The sequence below is a fragment of the Streptomyces sp. WMMC940 genome (assembly GCF_027460265.1).
In the GTDB taxonomy this organism is placed as follows: domain Bacteria; phylum Actinomycetota; class Actinomycetes; order Streptomycetales; family Streptomycetaceae; genus Streptomyces.
The window spans coordinates 2,236,241-2,252,185 of the sequence record NZ_JAPZBC010000001.1; the positions used below are offsets into that span (position 1 = coordinate 2,236,241).

General features: G+C 72.2%; 14 protein-coding genes. 10 read left to right on the forward strand and 4 right to left on the reverse strand.

All coding sequences use genetic code 11. From position 1 onward, the window contains the following. Positions 1 to 51: 51 nt before the first annotated feature. From O7595_RS09690 to O7595_RS09705, 4 genes are all read left to right on the forward strand, one after another. Positions 52 to 684, forward strand: a complete 633-nt coding sequence (locus tag O7595_RS09690; RefSeq protein ID WP_269732438.1) for an AIM24 family protein — start codon at positions 52 to 54, stop codon at positions 682 to 684. Continuing rightward, complete coding sequence (locus O7595_RS09695) at positions 684 to 1,334, forward strand: AIM24 family protein (protein ID WP_269728309.1); 651 nt, start codon at positions 684 to 686, stop codon at positions 1,332 to 1,334. The genes O7595_RS09690 and O7595_RS09695 overlap by 1 nt, the downstream gene beginning before the upstream one ends. Further along, positions 1,331 to 2,104, forward strand: a complete 774-nt coding sequence (locus O7595_RS09700) for an AIM24 family protein (protein WP_269728310.1) — start codon at positions 1,331 to 1,333, stop codon at positions 2,102 to 2,104. The genes O7595_RS09695 and O7595_RS09700 overlap by 4 nt, the downstream gene beginning before the upstream one ends. Before the next feature lie 118 nt (positions 2,105 to 2,222). Beyond that, positions 2,223 to 2,699, forward strand: coding sequence for a MarR family winged helix-turn-helix transcriptional regulator (locus O7595_RS09705; protein ID WP_138053076.1), 477 nt, complete (start codon positions 2,223 to 2,225; stop codon positions 2,697 to 2,699). Positions 2,700 to 3,081: 382 nt separating this feature from the next. On the opposite strand, the gene O7595_RS09710 is transcribed toward O7595_RS09705, so the two are convergent. Together O7595_RS09710 and O7595_RS09715 are read right to left on the reverse strand one after the other, a co-directional pair. Then, on the reverse strand, positions 3,082 to 4,422 hold the full coding sequence (locus O7595_RS09710; protein WP_269728311.1) for a sensor histidine kinase: 1,341 nt from the start codon (positions 4,420 to 4,422) through the stop codon (positions 3,082 to 3,084). Then, positions 4,419 to 5,084, reverse strand: coding sequence for a response regulator transcription factor (locus O7595_RS09715; RefSeq protein ID WP_269728312.1), 666 nt, complete (start codon positions 5,082 to 5,084; stop codon positions 4,419 to 4,421). The genes O7595_RS09710 and O7595_RS09715 overlap by 4 nt, the downstream gene beginning before the upstream one ends. A 117-nt stretch (positions 5,085 to 5,201) precedes the next feature. Between O7595_RS09715 and O7595_RS09720 the strand changes: the two genes are divergently transcribed. Beyond that, positions 5,202 to 5,846, forward strand: coding sequence for a PepSY domain-containing protein (locus O7595_RS09720; protein WP_269728313.1), 645 nt, complete (start codon positions 5,202 to 5,204; stop codon positions 5,844 to 5,846). Positions 5,847 to 6,063: 217 nt separating this feature from the next. Here O7595_RS09720 and meaB read toward each other — a convergent pair whose 3' ends face one another. Beyond that, entirely contained in the window at positions 6,064 to 7,020 is a 957-nt protein-coding gene (meaB, locus tag O7595_RS09725; protein WP_269728314.1) for a methylmalonyl Co-A mutase-associated GTPase MeaB, read from the reverse strand. 26 nt (positions 7,021 to 7,046) lie between these two features. Then, positions 7,047 to 8,249 carry an acetyl-CoA C-acetyltransferase gene (locus tag O7595_RS09730; protein WP_269728315.1) on the reverse strand — a complete coding sequence of 401 codons (1,203 nt, stop codon included), beginning with the start codon at positions 8,247 to 8,249 and terminating at the stop codon, positions 7,047 to 7,049. 148 nt (positions 8,250 to 8,397) lie between these two features. On the opposite strand from O7595_RS09730, the gene mce reads away from it, so the two are divergent. The 5 genes from mce to O7595_RS09755 all read left to right on the forward strand — a co-directional run bounded on the left by mce (position 8,398) and on the right by O7595_RS09755 (position 15,938). Then, complete coding sequence (gene mce, locus O7595_RS09735) at positions 8,398 to 8,838, forward strand: methylmalonyl-CoA epimerase (protein WP_269728316.1); 441 nt, start codon at positions 8,398 to 8,400, stop codon at positions 8,836 to 8,838. A gap of 166 nt (positions 8,839 to 9,004) precedes the next feature. Then, positions 9,005 to 12,955 (forward strand): polarized growth protein Scy, encoded by a 3,951-nt coding sequence (gene scy / locus O7595_RS09740; protein ID WP_269728317.1) that lies wholly within the window; start codon positions 9,005 to 9,007, stop codon positions 12,953 to 12,955. 115 nt (positions 12,956 to 13,070) lie between these two features. Continuing rightward, a complete protein-coding gene (locus O7595_RS09745; protein WP_269728318.1) occupies positions 13,071 to 14,009 on the forward strand; it encodes a cellulose-binding protein in 939 nt (312 codons plus the stop codon). A 195-nt stretch (positions 14,010 to 14,204) separates the two neighbouring features. Continuing rightward, positions 14,205 to 15,155: an ABC transporter ATP-binding protein gene (locus O7595_RS09750; RefSeq protein ID WP_269728319.1), complete on the forward strand. Its 951-nt coding sequence runs from the start codon at positions 14,205 to 14,207 to the stop codon at positions 15,153 to 15,155. Positions 15,156 to 15,158: 3 nt separating this feature from the next. Beyond that, positions 15,159 to 15,938, forward strand: a complete 780-nt coding sequence (locus O7595_RS09755) for an ABC transporter permease (protein ID WP_269728320.1) — start codon at positions 15,159 to 15,161, stop codon at positions 15,936 to 15,938. The last annotated feature ends 7 nt before the right edge of the window (positions 15,939 to 15,945 follow it).

Consider the following 15,945-nt stretch of genomic DNA (forward strand, 5'->3'; position numbering starts at 1 on the left):
CTGGGGGCCTGTCCGAACACGCGGCCCGCCCAGTACCTTCACCCCGTGGCAATGTTCCGACTTCAAGGCAGCAAAGTGCTCGCCGTCGACATGACCGGGGACTCCGTCAAGGCGAAGAACGGGTCCATGGTCGCGTACGACGGCCACATGGACTTCAAGAAACTGTCCGGCGGCGGTGAGGGCATCCGCGGCATGGTGACCCGACGCCTCACCGGCGAGCAGATGACCATGATGGAGGTGAAGGGCCAGGGCACCTGCTATTTCGCCGATCGCGCCTCCGAGATCAATCTCGTCTCGCTGCACGGCGACAAGCTGTACGTCGAGTCGAGCAATCTCCTCTGCACGGACGGCGGGCTGCGCACCGGCACCAGCTTCACCGGTCTGCGCGGCGGCGCGACCGGCAACGGACTGTTCACGACGACCGTCGAGGGCACGGGCCAGGCCGCGATCATGTCGGACGGCCCGGCCGTGGTACTGCGCGTGACGCCCCAGTACCCGCTCTCCGTGGACCCGGGCGCCTACATCGCGCACCAGGGCGGTCTTCAGCAGCAGTTCCAGTCCGGGGTCACCTTCCGCACGCTCATGGGCGAGGGCGGCGGCGAGGCCTTCCAGATCCGGTTCGAGGGCGACGGACTCGTGTACGTGCAGCCGAGCGAGCGGAACACCGTCGGAGGGGACGTCTGATGCCGTTCCGCGAGATCAATTCGAAGATGGTCGAGGCGACGGTGGTCCCCGGCCAGAAGATGTACAGCCAGCGCGGCGCGATGCTCGCCTACAAGGGCGACGTCTCCTTCACCCCGAACATCGCGGGCGGCCAGGGCGGCCTGATGTCGATGATCGGCCGGCGGGTCGCCGACGAGGCGACGCCGCTGATGACGGTCGAGGGCTCCGGTACGGTCATGTTCGGCCACGGCGGCCACCACATCCAGGTCATCGGCCTCACCGGCGACACGCTGTACGTCGAGGCCGACCGGCTGCTCGCCTTCGACGGCACGCTGCAGCAGGGCACGATGTTCATGGGCGCGCAGGGCGGGGTCATGGGGATGGTGCGGGGCCAGGTCACCGGCCAGGGCCTGTTCACCACCACTCTGAAGGGTCACGGCGCGGTCGCCGTCATGGCCCACGGCGGGGTGATCGAACTGCCCATCACACCGGGCCGGCCCGTCCACGTGGACCCCCAGGCGTACGTCGCGCACCACGGCGACGTGCGGAACAAGCTCTCCACCGCGCTGGGCTGGCGCGACATGGTGGGGCGCGGCTCCGGCGAGGCGTTCCAGCTCGAGCTGAGCGGCAGTGGTGCGGTGTACGTCCAGGCGTCGGAGGAGAAGCTTTGAGCACGCCGGTGATTCATGACCCGATGACGCTGCCGAGCGACGACAACGTCAACCCGTACACCTTCTGCGTGGAGCTCAAGGGCTCCCAGTGGTTCCTGCAGAAGGGGAAGATGATCGCCTACTACGGGCGGATCGACTTCAACGGGATCGGCCACGGCCGGCTGGACCGGCTGATGCGCACCAGCTTCCACTCGCCGCTGCACGCGAGCGACTGGGTGGTGGCCGAGGGCAGCGGCAAGATGCTGCTCGCCGACCGGGCCTTCGACGTCAACTCCTTCGATCTCGACGAGGGCAATCTGACGATCCGGGCCGGGAACCTGCTGGCGTACCAGCCCTCGCTGGCCCTGAAGCAGTCGATCGTTCCCGGCTTCCTCACTCTGATCGGCACCGGGAAGTTCGTCGCGGCGTCGAACGGCCCCGTGGTCTTCATGGAGCCCCCGATCCGGGTGGACCCGCAGGCGCTGGTGGGCTGGGCGGACTGCCCCTCACCGTGCCACCACTACGACCACGGGTACATGAGCGGGGTGATGGGCGGCCTGCGGCAGCTGTCCGGGATCGGCGGGGCGTCCGGCGAGGAGCACCAGTTCGAGTTCGTCGGCGCGGGTGCGGTGCTGCTGCAGTCGACCGAGGCGCTCATGCCCGAACAGGCGACCGGCGCGGTCCCGCATGCGGACGGGGTGCCCGGCGGCGGCCACGGCCCTGGTCAACACGGCTCCACCCCGCGCCTCCCCGGTCAGCTGGGGGACCTCCAGCGTCGCTTCGGCTTGTGAGCGGTAGGCTGCGGAGTGTGACGTCGAACGTCTGCACCCTTCTCGGGGGACTCGGGGTGCCGGATGTGACCGTCCCCGCATTCGTCCGGATTTCAACTTCTTAGGGTAGCATCCATATATGGAGACCGAGACGGCCACGCGCTGGCTGAGCGACACGGAGCAGTGCGCCTGGCGCACCTATCTGGACGTCAACAGGCTGTTGACCTACCAGATGGAAAAGGATCTGCAACCGTTCGGCCTGACCAACAACGACTACGAGATCCTCGTCAACCTCTCGGAGTCCCCCGAGCGGCGCATGAGGATGAGCGACCTGGCGGCGGCGACGCTGCAGTCCAAGAGCCGGCTCTCCCACCAGATCACCCGCATGGAGAACGCGGGCCTGGTCCGCCGGGAGAACTGCGAGTCCGACCGCCGCGGACTCTACGCGGTGCTCACCGACCAGGGCATGGAGACCATGCAGAAGGTCGCGCCGCACCATGTCGAGTCCGTGCGCCAGCACTTCATCGACCTGCTGTCCCCGGAGGCGCTCGCCGACCTCCACGAATCCCTCAAGCCGGTGGCGGAGCACCTGCGCGGCCGCCGCGGCAGGGTCTGACAGGGCCGTACCAACCGCTGACGCGCGCTCCGGCCGCGGGTCGCGCGGGACCCGGCCCTGTCCCGGACGTCCGCACCCGCTGCGCACCGCGCCGCCTCACCACGTGCCTTGGGGGAATGGGCACGGGACCGGCGCGGTGCGGGTGCACGGGACGGGCGTTCAGGGCTCGGACCCGCGCGGTCGCCCCCGGGTGCGCCCGAGCCCGACCGCGGCCCGGCACCGCGACCCCGCGGTGCAGAACGCCCCGCGGTCCCGCACCGCGCCCCGCCGTCGGCCGGGCGCCCTCCCCGCAACGCCGTCCGCCGGACCCCGTCCGCGGACCGTGCGGGCCGAACGGTCCTGCAGGTCGAAGGGGTCGTGCGGAACTCGAGGAGTCAGGGCTTCAGGACGCGAGGGGCAGGCGCAGCACGAACAGAGCGCCGCCGCCGGCCGCCGCAGAGACCGTCAGCGTCCCCCCGTGGCGCCGCGCCACGTCACGGGCGATCGCGAGGCCGAGGCCCGCGCCGCCCGCGTCACGGGTGCGGGCGTCGTCGAGGCGCACGAATCGTTCGAAGATCCGCTCGCGCTCCGGCTCCGGCACCCCCGGGCCGTCGTCCGCCACGCCGAGCACCGCGTCCCCGCCCTCGCGCCGTACGGACACGGACACCGCGCCGCGCGCATGCCGCTGTGCGTTGTCCAGCAGATTGCCGAGCACTCGGGCCAACTGCCTGCGCGACCCCGCCACTTCCACCGGCTCCCCGGCCTCCACGGCCACCGGCAGCCGGTCGGCCGCGCCTCGCTGCGCCACCTCCTCGCGAACCGTCGCCGCCAGGTCCAGACGGGCCCGTCCGGGCCGCTCACCCGCGTCCAGCCGGGCCAGCAGCAGCAGATCGGCGGCCAGTTGCTGAAGGCGTACGGTGTCGGCGACGGCGCCGGGCACGTCCAGCAGACCGGGGTGCGCGGCGCCCACCTCCAACTGGGTGCGCAGGGACGCGATGGGGCTTCGCAGCTCGTGCGACGCGTCCGCGACGAAGCGCCGCTGGCGCTCGACCGACGCCTCCAGCGCGGCGAGGGTCTCGTTGGTCGTACGGGCCAGCCGGGCGATCTCGTCGCGGGATTCCGGCTCGGGAACGCGCCGGGAGAGGTCCTCGGAGGCGGTGATCGCCGCCATCTCGCTGCGGATGCCCTCCACCGGCCGCAGCGCCCTGCGGGTCACCAGCCAGGTCACGCCCGCCACGACGAGCAGCAGCACGGGCAGTCCGATGAGCATGGCGTCCCTGACCGTGTCGACCGCCCGGTGCTCGGCGGCCAGGGGCGCTCCGGCGGCCACGGTGACGGTCAGGCCGTCGCGGGCGTCGGCCCGTACGACGGCGAAGCGGTAGTCCGCCGTCTCCCCGTCCACGGTCGCGGTGCCGTTGCCGAAGCCGGGCCGGTCCTCGTCGTCGGCCGGGGCCGCGGGCGTCCCGGTCATGGCCTCCAGGTCCTCGCTCGCCGCGCGCACGCGGCCGTCCTCGCCGGTCACACGCACCGGGCGGTCCTCGCCGTCCGGCAGGTCCAGCCGGTCGTAGGGCACGTCGAGGTCGAGCTGCGTCGCGATGTTGCGGGCGGTGACCTCGGCCTGGAGCCCGGCCTGGTCGGTCAGGTTCGCCCGCAGCACGAACAGCACGGCCAGCCCGGCACCGATCAGCGCCACCGCGACGACGAGCGTGGCGCCCAGGGCCGCCCTCGCCCGTACCGAACTCACCCGTCCACCAGCCGGTAGCCGGCGCCGCGCACGGTCTGGATCACCGAGGCGCCCAGCTTGCGGCGCAGCGAGCTGATGTACACCTCGACGATGTTCGGGTCGCCGTCGTAGGCGAAGTCCCAGACGTGCTCGAGGATCTCCGGCTTGCCGACGACCTCGCCGGGCCGCAGGGCGAGCTGCTCCAGCACGGCGAACTCCTTGGCCGTGAGGGCGATCTCGTCATCGCCGCGGCGGACCCGGCGGGCGGCGGTGTCGACCGCGACGTCCCCGGCACGCAGCACCGGCGAGACGCGGTCGGCCCGCCCGCGGCGGCGCAGCAGCGCCTTGATCCGGGCGACGAGGACGACGTACGAGAAGGGCTTGGTCAGATAGTCGTCGGCGCCCGTGTCGAGCCCCTCGGCCTCGTCGTACTCGCCGTCCTTCGCGGTCAGCATCAGGATCGGGACGTCGTTCCCCGCGGAGCGGAGGGCGCCGCAGACGCGGTAGCCGTTCAGGCCCGGCAGCATGATGTCGAGGACGACCAGGTCGTACGGGTTCTCACCGGCGCGGTGCAGCGCCTCCAGGCCGTCGTGCACCACGTCCACGGCGTAGCCCTCCGCGGTGAGCCCGGCGGCGAGGGACCGCGCGAGCCGCTTCTCGTCCTCCACGATCAACAGCCTCATGCGCACAGCGTCGCAAACGGATCCTGAAGGCGCCTTCAGGTGCCTTCAGGAGGGCTTCAGCGTTACCCGGGCAGGGTGGATCCCGTCATCACTCCCCGCCACCGGAAGGCATGACTCATGAAGCGACGCAAGCGGGCCATCGCGGCCCTCACCGCAGCCCTCCTCGCCGGCGGGGGGACCGCCGCCGCCTTCGCCGTCCAGGACGGTGACGGGGACCGGGGTGGCGCGGCGCAGGCCCGGGCTGCGAAGATCACCATCTCCCAGGCGATCGACTCGGCCCTGGGCGCCGTGCCGGGCACGGTCACCGGCGCCTGCCTGGACGACGGCGAGTGGGAGGTCGAGGTCCACGGCACGGACGGCGACCGGCACGACGTGACGCTGGACGCGGCCACCGGGAGGATCACCTCGACCGAGCGCTCGGACGGCGACGGTCACGCACCGTCGGCACAGGACGCCCCGGTCACGGCCGCCCGCGCGGCCGAGGCCGCCGAGTCGGCCGTCCCCGGCACGGTGACCGCGGTCGAGCTCGACCACGCCGACGGTCCCGGCGCGCCCGTCGTCTGGGAGGCCGAGGTCCAGGGTCTGGACGGCCGGGAGCACGAACTGACCGTGGACGCGAAGACGGCGAAGGTCTCGACGGAGGCGCGGAAGGCCTCCGGAGCGGAGTCGGACGAGGACACGGGCAGGGACGGGGAAGCGGACGAGCACGGCGACGTGGACGGGCAGGGCGACGCCGGCGACCACGACGGCGACAGCGACTGACCGGCCCGCAGGAACGCGGGGGTTGCGGGGCCGTCGGGTCGCCCGGCCCCGCGGGACCGTGTGCCGTGTCGCGCCGGTCCCGGGCGCGGCGCGGCAGTCACGCGCCGGCGACGCACCGGTGACCTGCGTCCGTCCACCCGCCCGGGCCGACCCCCGGAACCCGCTCCACGGGCCGGGGGGAGACCGCCACCCGTCCGCGTGGCCGGACGCGCGCCGGTCAGTCGCCCGTCAGACCCGCGACCAGTTCGTCCGCCGCCGCGTACGGGTCCAGTTCGCCCGCGACGATGCGCTCCGCGAGGGTGCCGAGGCGGCGGTCGCCGCGGAGGTCGCCGATGCGTTCGCGGAGGGCCGTGACCGCGATGGTCTCCACCTCGTGGGCGGCGCGGCGGGCGCGGCGTTCGGCGAGGACGCCGTGCTCCTCCATCCAGGCGCGGTGCTTCTCCAGGGCCTCGACGACCTCGTCGACGCCCTGCGCCCGCGCGGCCACCGTCTTCACGATCGGCGGACGCCAGTCGCCCGGCCCCCGGGACTGGCCCAGCCCGAGCATGTGGTTGAGCTCGCGGGCGGTGGCGTCGGCGCCGTCGCGGTCCGCCTTGTTGACCACGTACACATCGCCGATCTCCAGGATCCCCGCCTTCGCGGCCTGGATGCCGTCGCCCATCCCGGGCGCCAGCAGCACCACGGACGTGTCGGCCTGGGAGGCGATCTCCACCTCGGACTGTCCGACGCCGACCGTCTCTACGAGGACCACGTCGCAGCCCGCCGCGTCGAGGACGCGGATCGCCTGCGGCGCGGCCCAGGCGAGTCCGCCGAGATGGCCCCGGGTGGCCATCGAGCGGATGTAGACCCCCGGATCGGAGGCGTGCTCGGACATCCGCACCCGGTCCCCGAGCAGCGCACCACCGCTGAACGGGGACGACGGGTCGACGGCGAGCACGCCGACGCGCTTGCCGGCCTTCCGGTACGCCGTCACCAGCGCCGAGGTGGACGTGGACTTGCCGACGCCCGGCGAACCGGTCAGACCCACCACGTACGCGCCCCCGGTCAGCGGTGCGAGCTCCGCCATGACCTCGCGGAGCTGCGGGGACGCCCCCTCGACGAGCGAGATCAGCCGGGCCACGGCCCGCGGCCGGCCCTCCCTCGCCTGGGCGACCAGCTGGGGGACGTCCACCATCGTGCGTGCTCCGATCTCTGAAGGGCTTACTTCGCCGGTACGCGGACGATCAGCGCGTCGCCCTGACCGCCGCCGCCGCACAGCGCCGCCGCGCCGGTCCCGCCGCCGCGCCGCTTCAGTTCCAGCGCCAGGTGCAGCACGATGCGCGCGCCGGACATGCCGATCGGGTGGCCGAGGGCGATCGCGCCGCCGTTGACGTTCACCTTTTCCGGGGATACCCCGAGGTCCTTCATCGACTGCACGGCCACGGCGGCGAACGCCTCGTTGATCTCGATGAGGTCGAGGTCCGAGACCTCCAGGCCGTCCTTCTTCAGGGCGTGCGCGATCGCGTTGGACGGCTGGGACTGCAGCGAGTTGTCCGGGCCCGCGACGTTTCCGTGGGCGCCGATCTCGGCGATCCAGTCCAGACCGAGCTCCTCGGCCTTGGCCTTGCTCATCACGACCACGGCGGCGGCGCCGTCGGAGATCTGCGAGGAGGTGCCGGCCGTGATCGTGCCGTCCTTGGCGAACGCGGGGCGCAGCTTGCCGAGCGACTCGACGGTGGTCTCGGCGCGGATGCCCTCGTCCTTGCTGAAGACGACCGGCTCGCCCTTGCGCTGCGGGATCTCGACGGGCGTGATCTCGGCCTCGAACAGGCCGTTCTTCTGCGCGGCCGCGGCACGCTGGTGGGACAGCGCGGCGATCTCGTCCTGCTCGGGACGGGCGATGCCGAGGCGGGTGTTGTGCTTCTCGGTGGACTCGCCCATGGCGATGCCCTCGAACGCGTCGGTGAGGCCGTCGTGCGCCATCGCGTCGAGCATCTCGATCGCGCCGTACTTGAAGCCGTCGCGGGACTTCGGCAGCAGGTGCGGCGCGTTGGTCATGGACTCCTGGCCACCGGCGACGACGACGTCGAATTCACCCGCACGGATCAGCTGGTCGGCGAGGGCGATCGCGTCCAGTCCGGACAGGCACACCTTGTTGATCGTGAGGGCCGGGACGTTCATGGGGATGCCGGCCTTGACGGCCGCCTGACGGGCAGGGATCTGCCCGGCGCCGGCCTGCAGCACCTGGCCCATGATCACGTACTGCACCTGGTCGCCGCCGATGCCGGCACGGTCCAGCGCGGCCTTGATGGCGAAGCCGCCGAGGTCGGCGCCGGAGAAGGACTTGAGCGAGCCGAGCAGTCGCCCCATGGGGGTACGCGCCCCGGCGACGATGACGGATGTGGTGCTGTTCGTTCCGGTCATGAGAGGGGATCCCCTTCCAGCACGGCGGCTGAGGAGTGAACGAGGGTTTACTCGAACTGTACTGAGCGGTTCGCGCCCGGGTCACCGGGCAGCCGGTGTGATCGCGCGCACGTTGCGTAACCACCGCCGGGAGCGCTGCACTGGAACCATGCTGACGCGAATCGACCACATCGGAATCGCCTGTTTCGACCTCGACAGGACCGTCGAGTTCTACCAGGCCACGTACGGCTTCGAGGTCTTCCACACGGAGGTCAACGAGGAGCAGGGCGTACGGGAGGCCATGCTCAAGATCAACGAGACCTCGGACGGCGGCGCCTCCTACCTCCAGCTCCTGGAGCCCACCCGCGAGGACTCCGCGGTCGGGAAGTGGCTGGCCAAGAACGGCGAAGGGGTCCACCACATCGCCTTCGGCACGGCGGACGTGGACGGTGCCGCCGGCGACATCCGGAGCAAGGGCGTGCGGGTGCTCTACGACGAGCCGCGCATCGGTTCGATGGGCTCCCGGATCACGTTCCTGCACCCCAAGGACTGCCACGGCGTCCTCACCGAACTGGTCACTTCCGCCGACCCCACCTCAGCGGAGCACTGACCGCCGGGATTCCCGGCCCGGTAGAGTGGGCCGCTCCGGGCCGGGGCCGGGCCGGGGCCGCGCCGCGTCCTCGTGACTGATCTGACACCATTTCCCCGGGGGGCCGTTCAGGCGAACGGTGCTCGTCTGTAGAGAGTTGCGACCAGGGGACGGATGGGACCGCGCAGTGCGGGGCTACGAACGCCAGGAGAGCCACCGAGCTGACGACGACCACCTCTCGCGGTTCGAAGCCGAGATGGACCGGCTGAAGACCGAGCGGGAGAAGGCCGTCCAGCACGCCGAGGACCTCGGATACCAGGTCGAGGTGTTGCGCGCCAAGCTCCACGAGGCGCGTCGCACCATCGCGTCCCGTCCCGCGTACGACAGCGCCGACATCGGCTACCAGGCCGAGCAGCTGCTCAGGAACGCCCAGATCCAGGCCGACCAGCTGCGTTCGGACGCCGAGCGGGAGCTGCGCGAGGTCCGGGCCCAGACACAGCGCATCCTCCAGGAGCACGCCGAGCACCAGGCCCGTCTGCAGGCCGAGTTGCACGCGGAGGCGAACCAGCGCCGCCAGCGCCTCGACCAGGAGCTGGCGGAGCGCCGGCAGACCGTCGAGGCGCACGTCAACGAGAACGTGGCCTGGGCCGAACAGCTCCGTGCCCGCAGCGAGTCCCAGGCCCGCCGCCTCCTGGACGAGTCGCGCGCCGAGGCCGAGCAGGGGCTCGCCGCCGCCCGCGCCGAGGCCGCGCGGGTCGCCGAGCAGGCCCGGCAGCGGCTCAGCTCCGAGGCGGAGTCCGCCCGCGCCGAGGCGGAAGCCATCCTCCTGCGCGCCCGCAAGGACGCCGAGCGCCTGCTGAACGCCGCCTCCAGCCAGGCCCAGGAGGCCACCAGTCACGCCGAGCAGCTGCGTTCCGCGACGACCGCCGAGTCCGACCAGGCCCGCCAGCAGGCCGCGGAGCTCAGCCGGGGCGCCGAGCAGCGGATGCAGGAGGCCGAGGACAGGCTCCGCGAGGCGCGTACGGAGGCCGAGAAGGCCGTCGCCGAGGCCAAGGAGGCCGCGGCCAAGCTGCTCGCGAGCGCCGAGTCGGCGAACGAGCAGCGGGCCAGGACCGCCAAGTCGGAGATCGCCCGGCTCGTCGCCGAGGCCACCAAGGAGGCCGAGAACCTCAGGAGCGAGGCCGAGCAGGCACTGGCGGACGCCAAGGCCGAGGCGGAGAAGCTGGTCGCGGAGGCGTCGGACAAGGCCCGTACGGTCGCCGCCGAGGACTCCGCCGCACAGCTCGCGAAGGCGGCGCGGACCGCCGAGGAGGTCCTGAACAAGGCGTCCGAGGACGCCAAGGACACCACCCGCAAGGCCGTCGAGGAGGCCGAGCGGATCCGCCGCGAGGCCGAGGCCGAGGCGGACCGGCTGCGCGCCGAGGCCCACGACACGGCCGAGGAGCTGAAGGGCGCGGCGAAGGACGACACCAAGGAGTACCGCGCCAAGACGGTCGAGCTGCAGGAGGAGGCCCGGCGGCTGCGCGGCGAGGCCGAGCAGCTGCGTTCCGAGGCCGTCGCCGAGGGTGAGCGGATCCGCAGCGAGGCGCGCCGTGAGGCCGTCCAGCAGATCGAGGAGGCGGCGAAGACCGCCGAGGACCTGCTGACGAAGGCGAAGGCCGACGCCGACGACGTGCGGTCCAAGGCCACCACGGACAGCGAGCGCGTCCGCACCGAGGCCATCGAGCGGGCCACGACCCTGCGCCGGCAGGCCGAGGAGACGCTGGAGCGCACCCGTACCGAGGCGGACCGGCTGCGCACCGAGGCCGAGGAGCAGGCGGACGAGACGAAGGCGGCGGCCGAGCGCGCGGCCGCCGAGCTGCGCGAGGAGACCGAGCGCGGCGTCGCCGCCCGCCGTGCCGAGGCCGCGGACGAGCTGACCCGGCTGCACTCGGAGGCGGAGGCCCGTCTCGCGTCGGCCGAGGAGGCGCTGACCCAGGCGCGCACGGAGGCCGAGCGGATCCGCCGCGAGGCCGAGGCGGAGGCCGAGCGGCTGCGCGCGGAGACGGCCGAGCGCAGCCGTACGCTCCTGGAGCAGGCCGAGCGGGAGGCCGAGCGGCTGCGCACGGAGGCCGCGTCCGACGCGTCGGCCTCCAGGGCCGAGGGCGAGGCCATCGCCGTGCGAGTGCGCACCGAGGCCGCCACGGAGGCCGAGCGGCTGAAGTCCGAGGCACAGGAGACCGCCGACCGGGTCCGGGGCGAGGCCGCCGCGGCCGCCGAGCGGGTCGGTCAGGAGGCGTCCGAGGCCCTCGCCGCCGCCCAGGAGGAGGCAAACCGGCGCCGCCGCGAGGCGGAGGAGATCCTCGGCGCGGCCCGTGGCGAGGCCGACCAGGAACGGGAACTGGCCCGCGAGCAGAGCGAGGAGCTGCTCGCCGCCGCCCGCAAGCGGGTCGAGGACGCCCAGACCGAGGCCCAGCGGCTGGTGGAGGAGGCGGACCGGCGCGCCACCGAGATGGTGTCGGCCGCCGAGCAGACCGCCCAGCAGGTGCGGGACTCCGTGTCCGGTCTGCAGGAGCAGGCCGAACAGGAGATCTCCGGGCTGCGCAACGCCGCCGAGCACGCGGCGGAGCGCACGAGGACGGAGGCGCAGGAGGAGGCGGACCGCGTCCGTGCCGACGCCTACGCCGAGCGGGAGCGCGCCACCGAGGACGCCAACCGCGTCCGGGCGCGCGCCGACGAGGAGGCGGAGGCCGCCAGGTCGCTCGCCGAGCGGACCGTGAACGACGCGATCACCGAGTCGGACCGGCTGCGCGCCGAGACCTCGGAATACGCCCAGCGGATGCGCACCGAGGCGGCCGACGCGCTGGCCTCCGCCGAGCAGGACGCGGCACGGGCCCGGGCCGAGGCCCGCGAGGACGCCAACCGGATGCGTTCCGAGGCCGCGGCCCAGGCCGACCGGCTGGTGGCCGAGGCCACGAGCGAGTCCGACCGCGTCACGACCGAGGCGTCCGAGCTGCTGTCGCTCGCCGAGCAGGACGCGGCCCGGCTGCGTGCCGAGGCCGAGCAGGTCAAGCAGGACGGCGAGCGTCGGGCCGAGGAGCTGCGGGCGGCCGCCCGGGCGGACGGCGAGCGGGTCCTGGACGAGGCCAGGAAGTCCGCGGACAAGCGCCGGGCCGACGCTGCCGAGCAGGCCGACCAGCTCATCGCCGAGGCGGGCGCCGAGGCGGAACGGCTGCGCGCCGAGGCGGCCGACACCGTGGGCACCGCCCAGCAGCGGGCGGACCGCATCAGGGCCGAGGCGGAGCGGCTCCGCGAGGAGGCCGAGCGCGCCGCCGAGCAGATGCGCTCGGAGGCCCGCGAGGAGGCCGACCGTACGCTCGACACCGCCAGGAAGGACGCGGCCAAGCGCCGCGCGGACGCGGCGGAGCAGGTCGACCAGTTGATGGCGAAGGCGCAGGAGGAGGCGCTGCGCGCCACGACCGAGGCGGAGTCGCAGGCGGACACCATGGTCGGCGCGGCCCGCAAGGAGGCCGACCGACTGGTCGCCGAGGCGACCGTCGAGGGCAACTCCCTGGTGGAGAAGGCCCGTACGGACGCCGACGAGCTGCTGGTGGGGGCGCGCGGCGACGCGACCGCCATCCGGGAGCGCGCGGAGGAGCTGCGCAGGCGCGTCGAGAACGAGGTCGAGGAGCTGCACGAGCGGGCCCGCCGGGAGTCCGCCGAGCAGATGAAGGCCGCGGGCGAGCGCTGCGACCAGCTGGTGAAGGCTGCGGAGGAGCAGCAGGCCGAGGCCGGGGCGAAGGCCAAGGAGCTGGTGTCGGAGGCCAATTCGGAGGCCGGCAAGGTGCGCATCGCCGCGGTGAGGAAGGCGGAGGCACTGCTCAAGGAGGCCGAGCAGAAGAAGGCCGGGCTGGTCCGGGAGGCCGAGAAGGTCAAGGCGGACGCGGAGCGCGAGGCCGAGCGCATGATCGAGGAGGGCAAGCGGGAGCTGGACGTGCTCGTGCGCCGCCGCGAGGACATCCAGGCGGAGATCTCCCGGGTGCAGGACGTGCTGGAGGCGCTGGAGTCGTTCGAGGCTCCGGCCGGCAAGGACGGCGTGGTCAAGGCGGGGGCGTCAGCCGGGATTACACGTTCGAGTGGCAAGTCCTCCGAGAGCTAGCCACCCGAAAGGCTGGACATTCTCCATATCAAACGGGCATCAGCTCGATGACACGCCGCTCGGGCGCCTAGGATTCCCCCTAACACCTCAGCCGGTCTCATTCGACAGGAACCCCATGAGCGACACTTCCTCCCCCTTCGGCTTCGAGCTCGTGCGGCGTGGGTACGACCGCGGTCAGGTGGACGACCGCATTACCAAACTCGTCGCCGATCGTGACAGTGCTCTCGCACGCATCACCTCACTGGAAAAGCGCATCGAGGAGCTCCATCTCGAAACGCAGAACGCCCAGGCCCAGGTCAACGACGCGGAGCCGTCCTACGCGGGGCTCGGTGCGCGTGTCGAGAAGATCCTCCGCCTCGCCGAGGAGGAGGCGAAGGACCTGCGCGAGGAGGCCCGTCGCGCGGCCGAGCAGCACCGCGAGCTCGCCGAGGGCGCCGCCCAGCAGGTGCGCAACGACGCCGAGGCGTTCGCGGCGGAGCGCAAGCAGAAGGCCGAGGACGAGGGCGTCAGGATCGTCGAGAAGGCGCAGAGCGAGGCGAACTCGCTGCGTTCCGACGCGCAGAAGGACGCGCAGTCCAAGCGCGAGGAGGCGGACGCGCTCTTCGAGGAGACCCGCGCCAAGGCCGCCCAGGCCGCCGCGGACTTCGAGACGAACCTGGCCAAGCGCCGCGAGCAGTCCGAGCGCGATCTGGCGTCTCGTCAGGCGAAGGCGGAGAAGCGCCTCGCGGAGATCGAGCACCGCGCCGAGCAGCTGCGCCTGGAGGCCGAGAAGCTGCGCACGGACGCGGAGCGCCGTGCCCGGCAGACCGTCGAGACCGCGCAGCGCCAGGCCGAGGACATCGTGGCCGACGCGAACGCCAAGGCGGACCGTATCCGCAGCGAATCGGAGCGCGAGCTGGCGGCGCTGACGAACCGTCGCGACTCCATCAACGCCCAGCTGACCAACGTCCGCGAGATGCTGGCCACGCTGACCGGCGCGGCGGTCGCCGCGACGGGTGCCCCGGCGGACGACGAGCCGGTGTCCCGCGGCGTTCCGGCGCAGCAGACCCGCTGACGCCTCAGCCGCACGGCAGTACGCTCCGCGTGCGCCCGGTGCCTTCGACGGCACCGGGCGCACGCGTCTTCCCGGGTCCGTACGGCGCGGCGCGGGCCGGACAGCTGCCGGCGGTCACCGTCCGGACGGCGAAATGTCGCCGTCCGTTGGCCATATCCGCTGGCATCGCCCCATGGGCCCACGTAGCGTGAACGCATGATCGAGCTCGAGGGTCTCACCAAGCGTTTCGGCTCCAAGGTCGCGGTCGACCATCTCTCCTTCACGGTGCGGCCGGGCGTCGTGACCGGCTTCCTGGGCCCCAACGGCGCGGGCAAGTCGACGACGATGCGCATGATGCTGGATCTGGACAACCCCACCAGCGGGACGGTCCGGATCGACGGCAAGCACTACCGGGAGTTGCAGGAACCGCTCAAGTACATCGGCGCCCTGCTCGACGCCAAGGCGATGCACGGCGGGCGAACCGCGTACAACAACCTGCTCTGTCTGGCCCAGGCGAACCGGATCCCGGCGAGCCGGGTGGCCGAGGTCCTCGACACGGTCGGCCTGACCGCGGTGGCGAGGAAGAAGACCAAGGGCTTCTCCCTCGGTATGGGGCAGCGGCTGGGCATCGCTTCGGCGCTGCTCGGCGACCCGGAGATCCTGATGTTCGACGAGCCGGTCAACGGGCTGGATCCCGAGGGAATTCACTGGATCCGCAATCTGATGAAACAGCTTGCGGCCGAAGGAAGAACGATCTTCGTCTCCTCCCATTTGATGAGCGAGATGGCCCTCACCGCAGATCACTTGATCGTCATCGGACAGGGGCGACTGCTCGCCGACACATCGATGGCCGATTTCATCCACCAGAACTCGCGCAGTTATGTGCGGCTGCGGTCGCCGCAGCAGGAACGGCTGCGGGACGTGCTCCACCAGTCGGGCCTCGTCCCCGTCGAGGCCGGCAACGGCACGCTGGAGATCGACGGCGCCACCACCGAGCAGGTGGGCGAACTGGCGGCCGAGCACCACATCGTGCTCCACGAACTGAGCTCGCAGCGCGCCTCGCTGGAGGAGGCGTTCATGCAGATGACGGCGAGCGCCGTGGAGTACCACGCGCACTCCGCCCCCGGTCACGGCCCCCAGTGGGCCCCGCGCGACAAGGGAGCCTGACCCATGGCCTCGGTACCCGCCGTTCTGCAGTCCGAGTGGACCAAGATCCGTACGGTCGCCTCCACCACCTGGACGCTCGTCAGCGCCTTCGTCGTGACGGTCGTCGTCGGCGCTCTGCTCTGCGCGCTGCTCGCCTCGACCTTCGACGAGCTGCCGCCGGCGGAGCAGGCCACCTTCGACCCGACGCTCGTCAGCTTCTCCGGCATGGTGCTGGGACAGCTCGCGATGGTCGTCTTCGGCGTGCTCGTGGTCGGCACGGAGTACAGCTCGGGCATGATCCGCACCTCCCTCGCGGCGGTCCCCCAGCGCGCCACCTTCCTGTTCAGCAAGATCGTGGTGGCCGGGCTGCTGGCGCTGGTGGTCGGAATGGCGACGAGCTTCCTGAGCTTCTTCCTCGGCCAGGCCCTGCTCGGCGAGCGCGCCACCTCCATCGGCGAGGAGAACGTGCTCCGCGCGGTGATCGGCGGAGGGCTCTACATGGGGCTCATCGCGATCTTCTCCATGGGCGTCGCGGCGATGCTGCGCAGCTCGATGCTCTCGCTCGGCATCCTGATGCCGTTCTTCTTCCTGGTGTCCCAGATCCTGGCCGCCGTCCCGTACGCGAAGGACGTGGCCCGCTACTTCCCGGACCAGGCGGGCTCGAAGATCATGCAGGTCGTGCCGCTGGCGATGAACAGCGAGGAGGCCCCGTACGGGCCGTGGGGCGGTCTCGGCATCATGCTGCTCTGGGTGGCGGCGGCGCTGCTCGGCGGCTTCACGGTGCTCAAGAAGCGGGACGCCTGACGCGACG

Coding starts and splice junctions, on each gene's coding strand:
- O7595_RS09690 (WP_269732438.1), top strand. CDS start 52: ATGTTCCGACTTCAAGGCAGCAAAGTGCTCGCCGTCGACATGACCGGG.
- O7595_RS09695 (WP_269728309.1), top strand. CDS start 684: ATGCCGTTCCGCGAGATCAATTCGAAGATGGTCGAGGCGACGGTGGTC.
- O7595_RS09705 (WP_138053076.1), top strand. CDS start 2,223: ATGGAGACCGAGACGGCCACGCGCTGGCTGAGCGACACGGAGCAGTGC.
- O7595_RS09715 (WP_269728312.1), bottom strand. CDS start 5,084: ATGAGGCTGTTGATCGTGGAGGACGAGAAGCGGCTCGCGCGGTCCCTC.
- O7595_RS09720 (WP_269728313.1), top strand. CDS start 5,202: ATGAAGCGACGCAAGCGGGCCATCGCGGCCCTCACCGCAGCCCTCCTC.
- meaB (WP_269728314.1), bottom strand. CDS start 7,020: ATGGTGGACGTCCCCCAGCTGGTCGCCCAGGCGAGGGAGGGCCGGCCG.
- O7595_RS09730 (WP_269728315.1), bottom strand. CDS start 8,249: ATGACCGGAACGAACAGCACCACATCCGTCATCGTCGCCGGGGCGCGT.
- mce (WP_269728316.1), top strand. CDS start 8,398: ATGCTGACGCGAATCGACCACATCGGAATCGCCTGTTTCGACCTCGAC.
- O7595_RS09745 (WP_269728318.1), top strand. CDS start 13,071: ATGAGCGACACTTCCTCCCCCTTCGGCTTCGAGCTCGTGCGGCGTGGG.
- O7595_RS09750 (WP_269728319.1), top strand. CDS start 14,205: ATGATCGAGCTCGAGGGTCTCACCAAGCGTTTCGGCTCCAAGGTCGCG.
- O7595_RS09755 (WP_269728320.1), top strand. CDS start 15,159: ATGGCCTCGGTACCCGCCGTTCTGCAGTCCGAGTGGACCAAGATCCGT.